Below are 12702 nucleotides of genomic sequence, written 5' to 3'. Positions count from 1 at the left end.
CCGCGCGTCAGCGTCCGTCAGCGCGGGCGCGGCCCCCGCGGCACCGAGCCGTTGCCGGGGTCGTAGCCCGAGTCGCGGATGACCTTGATCGCCGTCGTGTCGTTGTGCACCGAGTGCACGACCACCCGCCGGGACCGCCGGAGCGCCCGCCGTGCCCCCGGCGTCGCCACGAGGCCGCCGAGGACCAGCCCCGCCCCGATCGCCAGCGCGACCGAGACCGCCGCGACGAAGTCCAGCGCGGCACTCGACGACCCGGACATGAAGTTGAGCAGCGCGTTCGACACCGCGACACCGGGCAGCAGGGCGCCGCAGAACGCCGGCACGGAGATCGCCGCCACCGCCGTCCGCATCCGCGCGGCCGCGATCGTCGCGAGGACGCCCAGCAGCACGGCGGCGAGGAACGTCGCACCGAGCAACGGGATGCCGAGCTCCCGGAGGCCCCGCAGCGCGGCACCGGCGGCGACCGAGAAGACCACCGCGACCGGGATCACCCGCGCGCTGGCCTGCTGCACGAAGCAGTTCGCCGCGGCCGACACCACGGTGAGCAGCAGTGACGCCCACAGCGGCAGCGTCTGCGTGACGATGCCGGACGGGTCGACCTCGATCCGGAGCCACCTCGTCACGGCGATGCCCGCGGGCACCCCCACCACGATCGCGGCGATGACGAGTCCGATGTAGAACGCCCGGGCCACCGCCATCGCACGGAACCCCGAGATCGCGTCCTGCGCCCAGGTGACGAGCGACGGGTGGGGGAGCAGGAGGACCACGAGCGCGGCCACCATCGTCGCCGCCTGCCCCGGGTGCAGCACACCCGCCCAGATCGCGAGGGTGCCGATCGCCGACGCCACCGCACCCTGCGCGCCGGACACGAAGAACTGGGGGAAGCCCCGACCGGTCAGCCACCGGCCCGAGACGATGATCCCGAGCATGAGCACGAAGGCGCCGAGTCCGGCACGCCAGCCGCCGCCGGCCTGCATCGCGATCGAGATGCCGAGGATCGACAGCCCCACGTCGGCCGTCCACCGCGGCCAGCGCGGCGGGAGCCGGAGCACCGCGACCAGGGCGCTCACGGCGGAGGTCATGTCCCGCTCGTCGTGCACGAGGTCGTCGACGATCTGGTTCGCCCGCGCCAGGCGGTCGAGGTCGGATCCGTCCGACTGCACCGTGCGGACCTTCACGAGCGGCGGGTGGTCGGCCGGTGCGTACTGGATCGTCACCGAGCTGCCGGAGAAGTCGAGGTCGAGCGGCGCCAGGTTCCACTTCGTCGACACCGCGACGACGGCCGTCTCGACGCTGCGGGTGTCCGCACCGGACGCGAGCATCACCTCGGCGAGGTCGAGGCAGAAGTCCACGATCTGCACCGGCGAGTACTGCTCGAGCGGTCGGGTGTCGGGGACGACCTCTTCGTAGATGGTGCCGCGGAGGCGTGCCCGGGCGTCGCGGATGTCGTGCTGCGCGAGGCTCCGGACGCGTGGCCGTGGTGGACGCCCGGGTCTGGCTCCGGGGAGGGACTGCTCGGCCATCACGCCATCGTGCCAGGCGCGCTCCGCCGAGTCCGGACGCGCGCTGAACGCCTCAGCGCGGGCGACGGACGCTCAGGCGGCCGGCGGCGAACGCGGAGACCACGGCGCCCACGACGACGAGCAGCTGCCCGACGACCCCCTGCCACGAGTTGGTCCCCGCGACGAAGGCGTAGTCCGACAGCGGGGCGTACGCGAACCACCCGAACGCGGCCGGCGGCGCGGAGGCCGCGACCACGAGTCCCGCGACCACGGCGACGAGCCCCGCCCAGAACGCGATGCCGGTCGGGGTGGCGAAGAGACGTCGGATCACGTCGGCCAGCGTACGGGGAGACGGACGGGAGGCGCGGTGCCAGCTGGCACTCCTCCCTCGCAGGCTCGGTCGGCGCGCCCCGCGCAACGCTTCGCGTTGCCGCTGAGCGGGGCGCGCTCCCGTCCGTCATCAGGTGACGGCTCCTGCGTCGCTCGCCTACTGCTCGAACGTCGCGTGCAGCGTGATGTCGACGCCGGTGAGCGCCTTGCTGACGGGGCAGGTGGCCTTGGCGTCCTCGGCGGCCTTGAGGAAGGCCGCCTCGTCGATGCCGGAGACCTCGCCGTTCACGGTGAGGACGATGCCGGTGAGCTTGAACCCGCCCGCGCTGTCCGGGCCGAGCGAGACGTCGGCCTTGACGTCGAGGGCCTCGACCGTGCCGCCGGCCTCACCGAGGACGGCGGAGAACTGCATGGCGTAGCACGCGGAGTGTGCGGCGGCGATGAGCTCCTCGGGGCTGGTGGTGCCGTCGGCGTCCTCGGCGGCGCGCTTCGGGAACGAGACGTCGTACGTGCCGACCTTCGAACTGGAGAGCTCGACCTGGCCGGTGCCGTCCTCGAGGCCGCCGTTCCAAGCAGTGCGTGCGGTGCGCGTAGGCATGGCCGCTCCTTTCGTGTGGGGGATCGGTCCCGATCGGGACCGCCGACGCCGAGTCAATCAGAGAACGACCGTTCTCGCATCGGCTCTCGGGGAAGACGCAGGTCTGCCCTACGATCGGGCGCATGGGGGACAGTGTGACCGCGAGCTTCCGTGACCGCGTGCTCGAGCAGGGGCCGGTCGACGTGACGAACCCCGTCGTGGCGTGGGTGCGGTTCTGGACGCAGGGCTGGCGGTTCCACGGGCGGGCGAGTCGGACGGAGTTCTGGTGGGTCGTCGCCCTCGAACTGGCGCTGACCGCGGTCGCCCTGTGGATCGTCGGCGTGCACGGCACTGGTGGACGGTGGGAGCTGTACGCCGACCCGTTCGGAGCCGTCGCGTCGCCGCGCGTTTCCTTCGTCCTCGTCGACCAGGGGCACGGCGGCTGGTTCGGCTAGGGCACGGGCGCCCGGTCCGTCCGGCCGGACGCATGGGACCTGGCGCTGCTCGTCCCGGTGATCATCACCCTCGTGCCGCGCTGGTCGCTGCTCGTCCGGCGCCTGCACGACCGTGACCACACCGGCGCGTGGATCCTGCTCCTGGTCCTCACGGGGCCGATCGGGTGGCTCGTGGTGACGGGCATGGTGGTCAGCCGATCGCGTCCGGGCGGTGCCCGCTTCGACCGCGGGCTCTTCGCCGGTCGTGCGGCGGTCCGGCTGGATGCGCAACACGTGTCGCCCTGAACGACGGGTGTAATCTGGAGGGCGTTCAAAGGAGACCCACCATGCGCGCCGTCGTGTTCGAACAGTTCCAGACGTTCCCGTCCCTCACGGACGTCCCGAAGCCCACCCCGGGTCCGGGGGAGGTGCTCCTCAAGGTCGCCGGTGCCGGTGCCTGCCACTCGGACGTCGCCGTCTACCGCGAGTTCCAGGCGGGGCAGCCGGGCGCGCAGCGGCCCCCGTTCGTCCTCGGGCACGAGAACTCCGGCTGGGTCGAGGAACTCGGCGACGGCGTCTCCGGCTTCACTGTGGGCGACGCCTACCTCGTCTACGGCCCGGTCGGCTGCGGGCACTGCTCGTACTGCTCGAAGGGGCAGGACACCTACTGCGAGAACGCCGCCACGAACCCGTACATGGGCATCGGCCTCGGGCGCGACGGCGGCATGGCGGAGTACGTCACCGTGCCGGCGCGCAACCTCGTGCCGCTCGGCGACGCCGACCCGGTCGCCGCCGCACCGCTCAGCGACGCGGCCCTCACGCCGTACCACGCGATCAAGAACTCCCTGCCGAACCTGGCGGGCGGCGGCAAGTACGCCCTCGTCGTCGGACTCGGCGGCCTCGGGCAGATCGCCGTGCAGATCCTCACGGCGCTCACCGGTGCGACCGTCATCGCGACGGACATGAAGCAGGACGCCATGGACCGCGCTGCTGCTCGTGGGGCGATCACCGTGCCGGGCGGCCCGGACCAGGCCGCTGCGATCCGCGAGATCACCGGCGGCCGCGGGGTGGACGCCGCGTTCGACTTCGTCGGGGCGACGCCGACGATCACGGTCGCCCAGGCGTCGATGGCCGTCGGCGGCCGGTTCACCGTCGTCGGGATCGCCGGTGGCACCACCGAGTGGAACTTCTTCCGGACGCCGTACGAGTCGACCATCACGAACACGTACTGGGGCACCATCGAGGACCTGCACGAGGTCGTCGCGATGTACCGGGCGGGGCAGATCGTCCCCGACGTCGAGCGCTACGCCCTGTCCGACGCGCTCGAGGCGTACCGGAAGCTCGAGGCCGGCGAGCTCTCGGGCCGCGCGGTGGTCGTCCCGACGCTCTGACCCACTCGCCTCGGGGCGGTCAGCGTCCGGCGGCGTAGCCCTGCGCGCCCCGCGAGTTCGCCGCAGCGCCGAGCACGCCGGTCGCGGGGTCCCGCGTCACGCAGGACAGCCGCCCGAGCGCCCAGTCGCCCGCCCGGGTGACGACGTGCCCGCGCGCCTCGAGGCCGGCGATCACGTCGTCCCCGAGGCGGTCCTCGACCACGAGCCCCGCCGGCTCCCACGTGCGCGGCCAGAAGGACCCCGGGAACGACGTCGTGTGCAGCGCGGGGGCGTCGATCGCCTGCTGCGGGGAGTACCCGCCGACGATCCACCGCAGCAGGAACAGCAGCTGCCACTGGTCCTGCTGGTCGCCGCCGGGTGAGCCGAGCGCGGCGACCGGTTCGCCGTCGCGGAGCACCAGCGTCGGGGTGAGTGTGGTGCGCGGGCGCTCACCGGGGCGCAGCGTCGACGCCGTGCCCGGTTCGAGCCAGGTCATCTGCAGCCGAGTGCCGAGGCAGAAGCCGAGCTCGGGGATCGTCGGGGACGACTGCAGCCAGCCACCGGACGGGGTCGCGCTGACGATGTTGCCCCACCGGTCGACGACGTCGATGTGGCAGGTGTCGCCGCGGGTCTCGCCGTCCGGGGCGACGAACGGCTCACCGCGGTCCTCGACGGGAGCGGCGGGTGCAGCAGGCACGGCCGGTGCGGCAGCCGCGCCGGGTGCGCGCTCCCGAGCGACCTGCACGGTCGGTTCGCCGAGCCCCGCCGCGGCACCGGTCGCGTACGACGTCCGGACCGGCGGCATGGCGTGCACGACCCCGTCGACCGTCCCCGGACGCAGTTCCGCCGACGCACGCTCGCCGATCAGTGCCCGGCGCGCGTCGGTGTAGGCGTCCGAGAGCAGCACGTCGAGGGGGACGTCGCCGTCGCCGTAGAACGCCTCGCGGTCGGCCAGCGCGAGCTTCAGGGCCTCGGCGATCGTGTGCGCGCCGAGCTCGGTCGACGGGTCGAGCCGGGCGTCGTCGAGCGGTTCGAGCAGCCGGAGGGTCTGCAGGAGCGCCGGACCCTGACCCCACGGGCCGGTCTTCGCGATCGTGCAGCCGCGGAACTCCGCCGTCGTCGCGGGTTCGTAGGACGCCCGGAACGCGGCGAGGTCCGACGCCCGGATCACCCCGGCGTGGTCGGTCCCGGACGCGTGCCGGTGCGGGTCGCGGACGAACCGGTCGATCGCCTCGGCGACGAAGCCCTCCGCCCACTCGCCGCGGGCGGCGTCGATGCGGGCGGTCCGGGTGTCGGCGCCGGCACCGGCGGCGACGAGCCGCTCGAACACCGAGGCGAGCGCCTCGTTGCGCACCAGTTCCCCGGGGACGGGAACCGCGCCTCCTGGCATCCACTGCGCTGCGGAGGTGGGCCAGTGCTGCCGGAACAGGTCCTGCACGGCGGTGATCGTCCGGACCACCGCGGGTGTGACGGGGTGGCCGTCGCGTGCGTAGCCGACCGCCGGTGCGAGCACGTCCGCGAGCTCCCACGTGCCGTGGTCGCGGAGCAGCAGGAGCCAGGCGTCGACGGCGCCGGGGACGGTGGCGGCGAGGGCACCGGAACCGGGGACGAGGTCGAGGCCCTCGGCGCGGTAGCGCTCCGGCGTCGCGCCGGCCGGGGCCGGACCCTGCCCGACGAGCACCGTCGGCGTCGGGTCCGTGGCGGTGGCGAACACCGCGGTGAGATCGCCTCCGGGGCCGTTCAAGTGCGGTTCGACGACCTGCAGGACGAACGCCCCCGCGACCGCTGCGTCGAAGGCGTTCCCGCCGCGCTCGAGGACGGACTGTGCCGTGGCGGTCGCGATCCAGTGCGTGGCCGCCGCCGTGCCGAACGTGCCGCGGATGTCCGGGCGGGTGGGGTGTGCGGTGGGCGGCGTGAACGCGGGGTTCGGCATGCGTCCATCTTCCCCTTGCGTCGATGTGGGCGTGCGTCCATGCTGAACCCAGCGGTTAATTAACCGCAACGTTCACCGAGGAGGCGACGATGGAGACCGACCGCACCGACGCCGTCTTGTCGGCGCTCGCCGACCCCATCCGCCGCCGCATCGTCGAACGCCTCGGCAGGGGCGAAGCCACCGTCACCGACCTCTCGGCACCGTTCGACGTCAGTGCGCCGGCGATCTCCCGGCACCTCGGCATCCTCGAACGCGCCGGCCTCATCACCCGCGAACGACACGGCACCTGGCGCACGTGCCGCCTCCGGCAGGAGGCCGTCGACGAGCTCGGCACCTGGGTGGGCCGGTTGCGGCCCGACTGGGACCGCCGGTTCGACAGCCTGGAGGCGCTGCTCGCCTCCCAGCGACCGCCCGCCCCGGTGGGTGGCGCGTCCACCGCACCGACCGTCACGTCCGTCGACCACCAGGAGCAGTCATGACCGAACAGTTCACCGCCCACGCCACGCACCGGTTCGCGTACCCCGTCGCGGACGTCTACCGCGCCTTCGTCGACCCCACCCTGCTCGCGCTGTGGTTCGGGCCGCTCGGCTTCCACGTCCCGGCAGCCACCGTCGAGGTCGACGCCCGGGCCGGCGGGGCGTGGAACCTGACGATGGTGAGCAACGACAACCCCGAGTGGACGTCGCCGGTGACCTCGGTGCTCGAGCAGATCGAGGAGAACCGGATCATCGTCGGCACATCGACCGCCCAGGGGATCCCCGGGATCGAGGACGGGACGCCGCTGTCCCTCACGCTCGAGTTCGCCGAGGATGGCGACGGCACGATCGTCACCCTCACCCAGGGCCCCTTCCCCGAGGTCATGCGCGACATGAACATCGCCGGTTGGACGCAGTCGTTCCACAAGCTCGAGGCGCTGCTGGGGTCGCCGAAGGAGTTCCTCCAGGCCCCGTGACGACGGCCGTTGCCCCCGGAACTGGGGTTGTCCGGTCCGGGCAACGGGGTTGTGGACTCGTCACGAAAAGGTGACCATCGTTCGGCGGCGTGTCGAGAGCACGTCGCCGAACGGCCGCGCAGGGGCTCGGCCGGTTCCAGATCAGGGGTTCCATGACCAGCACACCGTCCTCCGTCGCGCACGCACGCCGACTCCCTCGACTCGCCGCCGCGGTCGTGGCCATCGCCGTCGTCGCCGGCGGTGTCGTCGGGATCGCCGAACCGGCGTCCGCCGCCGTCGTCCACAAGGGCTCCGTGCCGGCCGGCACGACGCTGCAGCCCGGGGACTCGGTGACCTCGCCGAACGGGCAGTTCCGGCTGATCCTGCAGGGCGACGGCAACCTCGTCGAGTACGGCGTCGGGAACCAGGTGCTCTGGGCCTCGAACACCTCGAACCAGCCCGGCGCGATCGTGACGATCGGCCGCAACCGAGCCGTCGACCTGCTGCGGGGCGGGAAGCGGATCGTCCGCTGGGCCTCGGCCGGCACCGCGCAGTCCACGTCGTTCGCCGTCCGCGCCGACGGCACGATGGGGCTCTACTCCGGTAAGACCGCGATCGTGAACTGGACGAGCCAGCAGGGCACCGTCCCCGCCGGCAACTCGATCTACTCCGGCACCGTGCTCAGCTCCGACACCAGCGGTGCCCGTCGCCTCTCCATGCAGGCCGACGGCAACCTCGTGCAGACGGTGAACCGCAAGGTCGTCTGGCAGTCCGGCACCGCCGGCCACAAGGGCGCGTGGGCCGAGCTCCGCAAGGACGGCAACTTCGCCGTCGTCGGCCGCGACGCCGCCCAGAAGAAGGTCACGCTCTGGAACTCGCGGACCGGAACGGCCGGCGCTGGCACGCTCATGGTGCAGGTGGACGGCAACGTCGTGCTCTACGGCGGCAAGGACACCCGGGTGTGGTCGACGAAGCCCGTCACCGGCATGATGTGGCCGGTCGCGAGCACGAAGATCTCCGGGCGCTACGGCGACGACCGCGGGGCCGGACACGTCCCGCGCTACCACCAGGGCGCCGACGCTCCGGTCGCAGTGGGCACGCCCGTGTACGCCTCCGGGACCGGCACCGTGACGAGCACCGTCGCGAACAACGCCTCGTACGGCAACTACATCGTCGTGACCTACGGCAACGTCACCGTGCTCACGGCGCACCTCAGCAAGATCGAGGTCAAGCAGGGGCAGATCGTGTCCGTGCGCAGCGAGATCGGGCGGTCCGGGAACACCGGTCAGTCGACGGGGCCGCACGTGCACGTGGAGACGCGGCGGGCGGGGTCGCTCTTCGATCCGTTGACGCTGCTGCACTTCCGCTGACGCCGGGGAACGGCCCGCACTGGACCGGTGCGGGCCGTTCGTCCTCGTTCGCCCCCGGGGGCGACGAAATCCACAGCCTGATCGACTCCCGCACATCACATGTCACGATCGTCATGTGACGGGAGCCAAGCGCGCAGGGATCTACATCGACGGGTTCAACCTCTACCGCCGCGCGCTCGAACAGCGGCCCGAACGCCGGTGGCTCGACGTCCGACGGCTCTGCGAACTCTTGCTCCCGGACTTCGAGGTGGTCCACGTCCGGTACTTCACCGCGTACGTGAAGTTCGTCGAAGGCGAAGACCCGGCTTCCCCTGCCCGACAGCGCGCCTACCTCCGCGCACTCGCAACCGTTCCGGGGGTCTCCCTGCACTTCGGGACCTTTCGGTCGGATCGTCGGTGGATGGCCGTCAGCCCGCTCGAGCTCCAGGCCGACGGATCTCCTCGAACCGTGCGGGTGCGCAAGATCGAGGAGAAGGGGTCGGACGTCAGCCTGGCCGCGCACCTCGTCTGCGACGCGATGAGCGGGAGCGTGGACGCGGTGTTCGTCCTGTCGAACGACTCGGACTTCGTCGATGCGCTGCGGCTGGCACGGGAGCGCGCCGATGTCGAGATCGGGTTGATCAGCCCGACGGCGGCCCCCGCTCGGAGCTTGCTCGCTCTCGCTCCCGATCACGTGCGGCACGTCCGTGCGGCGTCGATGTTGGCGGCGCAGTTGCCCGAGCGGATCGTGGATGACCACGGCACGGTCACCCGGCCGAAGCGCTGGGTGGTCAGAAGTACAGAAGCCCCGCCAGAGGCGGGGCTTCGCGCCCGGTAGTCGAGACATCCGGGGGTGTGGCACACACGCTATCCGAGAGGCCGGCCACGAGCAAGCGCGGGACCTTGCCGCCGTCTCGTCTGCGCCGCTCGCTCGACTCGTGGCAGACGCGCGACACCAGCACGGACTGCTTTGCTCCAGTCGACAGTCCCGGACCTCGGCGACGCCCCTCCAGTCGGAACGGCCCGCACTCGTGCCGAGTGCGGGCCGCCGTCTCAGTCCCGCCGCCAGACGTCGAGCAGGAGCCTGGTGACGGCCACGAGCAAGCTCGCGACCGGCAGCCAGGACATCCGACGCCTGGGCTCGGACCCGTTGTCCTTCGACATCGAGACCACCTCCGGTGTGTCAGCGCCGGCGGACACGAGGAGCGGGGTGCCGAGGGGTGCGTCCGTGACCGGGGTCACGTATGCTGGTTCCGAGCGAAACGCTCGGGACGTCGCGTGTCCCTCTGGCACTCCACTCGGAGAGCAACTCGAAGCCCATCACCGTTGCAGCGGTGGTGGGCTTCAACCTTGCCCGGGACGATCGTCCGGCGACCGCCGCCCCATACAGCAGCCTACGGTGATGATGTGTGATGTTCCACCTGCAGTAGCTTGGTCACTGCCCGCGAATTGGGGGCGCGAGCGATCGCATTGGTGACAGGTCTTCAACTAACGTTGGATCGACCCAGGGGAGGAACGATGGAGTTCGAAGAACGCCTTGCTGCACTGGCCACGAAGGTGCAGAACCAGCGCGAGGCCATCCAGACCGAAGAAGCGACGAAGAACGCGTTCGTCATGCCGTTCATCTCGACGATCCTCGGCTACGACGTGTTCAACCCGCTCGAGGTCGTGCCGGAGTTCACCGCCGACGTCGGTGTGAAGCGCGGCGAGAAGGTCGACTACGCGATCATGCGCGATGGCGAGGTGCAGATCCTCATCGAGTGCAAGAAATCCACCGAGCCGCTGAAGATCGAGCACGCGTCCCAGCTGTTCCGCTATTTCTCCGTCACCAATGCCCGCATCGCGGTGCTCACGAACGGCGAGGTCTACAACTTCTACACGGACCTCGACGCGCCGAACAAGATGGACGACCGGCCGTTCCTGGTGCTGGACCTCGCTGACATCGACGAGACGCTCCTCCCGGAGTTGAGCAAGCTCACGAAGGACGTCTTCGACCTCGACTCGGTCATCAGCGCGGCGGAAGAGCTCAAGTACGTCGGCTCGATTAAGCGAGCGATCGCCGCGCAGTTCCGCGAGCCGGAGGAAGACTTCGTCCGACTCTTCGCCTCTCGTGTCTACGACGGCCGTTTCACCCAGGAGGCACGGACTCAGTTCACGACGCTCGTCGCGAAGGCGTCGAAGCAGTTCCTGAACGAGCAGGTCAACGATCGCCTCAAGACGGCTCTCGGCGCCTCCTACACGTCCCCGGTCGGAGCGGAAGCACCTGCGGAGGCCATGACGAGCGCGGCAGTCGCGGAGGACGATCTCGACCGGGACACCGAGATCGAGACCACGCTCGAGGAACTCGAGGGCTACCAGATCGTCAAGGCGATCGCCTGCAGTGAGGTGAAGCCGGACCGCATCGCGCACCGCGACCAGAAGTCGTACTTCGCCGTCCTACTCGACGACAACAACCGCAAGCCGATCGCTCGTCTGTGGTTCAACGGCAAGAAGCAGAAGTACCTCGGGCTGTTCGACGAGAACAAGGTCGAGACCAAGCACCCGATCGAGGCGCTCGACGACATCTACCTCCACGCTCAATTGATCCGCGGGGCGGTTGGTCGCTACCGCGAGGCCGAATGAGATGAAGCTCACAATACAACTCCTGCGAGCCGACGTGAAGCTTCGGGACGATATCTTTCGGTCGACAGCAGACCCAATAGAGCTGAAATCAGTGGGCTCAGGCCTGCCTGATACCCGCGCGATCCTGGTCAAGAGCAGGGAAAAGCGTCCAGGTTGGGCCAGTGATGTACAGGACGTCTTTGATGTTCTCCCACTTGTCACGGATCAACACTCGGCAGGTGTCGTCATTCTTATCGAGCGGAAGGCGAGAGTCTTCGCGGTTACGTTTGGAATCGGATTCCAAGTCATTGAGTCCGTCTATATCGAGCAAGGCTTCGGGCTTCGTGTGGCGGCCAACGTTATCGCTTCCGGCAAAATACGCGGCGCTCAAACTCGCGGAATCGCTACCAATTCGCGGGATCAGCGAACTGTTTTGCCAAACGACGGAGACTTCGGCGATCTCGACATCGAGGTGGACGATGACTGGATGCGGCAGATCAATGGTAAAGCTGAAGACGGCGGATTTGCATCTACGCTTGCCGGAGGAGACTCCCTCCGTCTAAATGTTCCCAACTTCGGCCTTCGCGCGCTACCCGGCAAGATTGACGAAGTATTCCAGGCATACGAGCGCGACTCTTTCAAGGTAAAATTCCCATTCCTCGATCAGATGCGACCACTCGGAAGTGGGGATTCTCGTCTGCCTGGGCTTCTTGTAAATCTGAGGCAACTAGTTGCCGATGGCGCAGTGGCGTACGCGGCGCCGGACCCATTCACTAAAGATGAGGACAGCTTCCATCACTACGAACTTGTCATCCGACGTTCGCGTTGGATCTTGGCTGATCTCGACGCAGCTGAGATTCTGACGCTCCTTGAGAGCGAGGCGGCAACACTGGACTGGCTACAGGACGTGAAGGTTCTCGCGGTGGATGCAGATGGCGACCTTGTTGATCGAATCCGCCCTCTCTTCGCTTACGTAGTGGCAGAAGTTGAGATGGGTGCGGAGCGCTTTTTCGTTACTGCAGCGAATTGGTTTATAATTAGTGCCGACTTCGTAGCGCAAGTCGAGCGCGCGGTGGCACGCATACCGGATGTTAGTGACGAGCTTGTCCTTCCCGCTTGGGACGTGGCCGACTTGCAGTCCCGTTCGGTCGGTAATCACCGAGAGGAAGTTTATAACCGCGACCTGGCTGATTCCCGCTCGTGGGCGTTGCTCGACAAGAAACTTGCCTATTACGGGGTGAACAATAAAATCGAGGTGGCGGACGTACTGACGGACGACGGAAGGTTGCTCTGTATCAAGACTGCAAGCAACTCGCCTGGTTTGTCTCATCTTGTTGCGCAGGCGACCGTGTCCGCAGGGCTTTGGGGGAGCGCGCCGCATGTTGCGATGCTACGAGCGGCGTGGAGCCAGATTCACGGGGAGAAGGAGCCCTTGCTGCGACGAGATCAGGCCGAATATGTTCTTGCGATCGCAACTGAACGACCGGGTGCCCTGCATGACACGCTCTACTTTTTCACGAAAGTGTTACTTGCTAACGCTCTAAGATCGATAACCAGCGCGGGCCTGAGGGTTGCAATTGCTCGCATCGATATGAAAGTCCCTCCGCTGGAAAAAAAGATTCGCACGCGCAACACCAAAGCCACCAATGGAGTGCACTTCGAATAGGGGCTAGAG

14 protein-coding genes are annotated in these 12702 nt (G+C 69.0%); 9 read left to right on the top strand and 5 right to left on the bottom strand.

What is annotated here, in order from left to right:
* Positions 1-17: 17 nt before the first annotated feature.
* The 3 genes from ACEN8D_RS10010 to ACEN8D_RS10000 all read right to left on the bottom strand — a co-directional run bounded on the left by ACEN8D_RS10010 (position 18) and on the right by ACEN8D_RS10000 (position 2430).
* Positions 18-1523: a threonine/serine exporter family protein gene (locus ACEN8D_RS10010; RefSeq protein ID WP_413461552.1), complete on the bottom strand. Its 1506-nt coding sequence runs from the start codon at positions 1521-1523 to the stop codon at positions 18-20.
* A gap of 52 nt (positions 1524-1575) precedes the next feature.
* Positions 1576-1833 (bottom strand): hypothetical protein, encoded by a 258-nt coding sequence (locus ACEN8D_RS10005; protein ID WP_413400484.1) that lies wholly within the window; start codon positions 1831-1833, stop codon positions 1576-1578.
* 156 nt (positions 1834-1989) lie between these two features.
* Positions 1990-2430 carry an OsmC family peroxiredoxin gene (locus tag ACEN8D_RS10000; RefSeq protein WP_071303323.1) on the bottom strand — a complete coding sequence of 147 codons (441 nt, stop codon included), beginning with the start codon at positions 2428-2430 and terminating at the stop codon, positions 1990-1992.
* A gap of 122 nt (positions 2431-2552) precedes the next feature.
* Between ACEN8D_RS10000 and ACEN8D_RS09995 the strand changes: the two genes are divergently transcribed.
* Genes ACEN8D_RS09995 through ACEN8D_RS09985 form a run of 3 tightly spaced genes read left to right on the top strand, consistent with a single transcriptional unit; the run spans position 2553 to position 4234 of the window.
* Positions 2553-2864, top strand: a complete 312-nt coding sequence (locus ACEN8D_RS09995) for a DUF805 domain-containing protein (protein WP_413398413.1) — start codon at positions 2553-2555, stop codon at positions 2862-2864.
* Positions 2865-2903: 39 nt separating this feature from the next.
* Complete coding sequence (locus ACEN8D_RS09990) at positions 2904-3149, top strand: DUF805 domain-containing protein (protein ID WP_495601246.1); 246 nt, start codon at positions 2904-2906, stop codon at positions 3147-3149.
* Positions 3150-3190: 41 nt separating this feature from the next.
* Positions 3191-4234 carry an NAD(P)-dependent alcohol dehydrogenase gene (locus tag ACEN8D_RS09985; RefSeq protein WP_413398411.1) on the top strand — a complete coding sequence of 348 codons (1044 nt, stop codon included), beginning with the start codon at positions 3191-3193 and terminating at the stop codon, positions 4232-4234.
* 19 nt (positions 4235-4253) lie between these two features.
* On the opposite strand, the gene ACEN8D_RS09980 is transcribed toward ACEN8D_RS09985, so the two are convergent.
* Positions 4254-6146: a gamma-glutamyltransferase family protein gene (locus ACEN8D_RS09980; RefSeq protein ID WP_495600998.1), complete on the bottom strand. Its 1893-nt coding sequence runs from the start codon at positions 6144-6146 to the stop codon at positions 4254-4256.
* An 89-nt stretch (positions 6147-6235) separates the two neighbouring features.
* On the opposite strand from ACEN8D_RS09980, the gene ACEN8D_RS09975 reads away from it, so the two are divergent.
* The 4 genes from ACEN8D_RS09975 to ACEN8D_RS09960 all read left to right on the top strand — a co-directional run bounded on the left by ACEN8D_RS09975 (position 6236) and on the right by ACEN8D_RS09960 (position 9264).
* Positions 6236-6625, top strand: a complete 390-nt coding sequence (locus ACEN8D_RS09975; protein ID WP_071303328.1) for an ArsR/SmtB family transcription factor — start codon at positions 6236-6238, stop codon at positions 6623-6625.
* Positions 6622-7098: an SRPBCC family protein gene (locus tag ACEN8D_RS09970; RefSeq protein WP_070417228.1), complete on the top strand. Its 477-nt coding sequence runs from the start codon at positions 6622-6624 to the stop codon at positions 7096-7098. The genes ACEN8D_RS09975 and ACEN8D_RS09970 overlap by 4 nt, the downstream gene beginning before the upstream one ends.
* A 152-nt stretch (positions 7099-7250) precedes the next feature.
* Positions 7251-8447, top strand: a complete 1197-nt coding sequence (locus ACEN8D_RS09965) for a peptidoglycan DD-metalloendopeptidase family protein (protein ID WP_071303330.1) — start codon at positions 7251-7253, stop codon at positions 8445-8447.
* 115 nt (positions 8448-8562) lie between these two features.
* On the top strand, positions 8563-9264 hold the full coding sequence (locus ACEN8D_RS09960; protein WP_413398409.1) for an NYN domain-containing protein: 702 nt from the start codon (positions 8563-8565) through the stop codon (positions 9262-9264).
* Positions 9265-9479: 215 nt separating this feature from the next.
* Here the strand turns inward: ACEN8D_RS09960 and ACEN8D_RS09955 are convergent, their stop codons facing one another.
* Positions 9480-9668, bottom strand: a complete 189-nt coding sequence (locus ACEN8D_RS09955) for a hypothetical protein (protein WP_413398408.1) — start codon at positions 9666-9668, stop codon at positions 9480-9482.
* Between the two features lie 276 nt (positions 9669-9944).
* Here ACEN8D_RS09955 and ACEN8D_RS09950 point away from each other — a divergent pair, with 276 nt between their 5' ends.
* Positions 9945-11048 carry a type I restriction endonuclease gene (locus tag ACEN8D_RS09950; protein ID WP_413398407.1) on the top strand — a complete coding sequence of 368 codons (1104 nt, stop codon included), beginning with the start codon at positions 9945-9947 and terminating at the stop codon, positions 11046-11048.
* Position 11049: 1 nt separating this feature from the next.
* A complete protein-coding gene (locus ACEN8D_RS09945; RefSeq protein WP_413398406.1) occupies positions 11050-12693 on the top strand; it encodes a DUF6119 family protein in 1644 nt (547 codons plus the stop codon).
* Positions 12694-12702 lie beyond the last annotated feature (9 nt).

Source organism: Curtobacterium sp. Curtsp22 (genome assembly GCF_059492135.1).
Note: the sequence above shows the minus strand (reverse complement) of the source record. Positions and strands in the feature narration are given on the sequence as shown.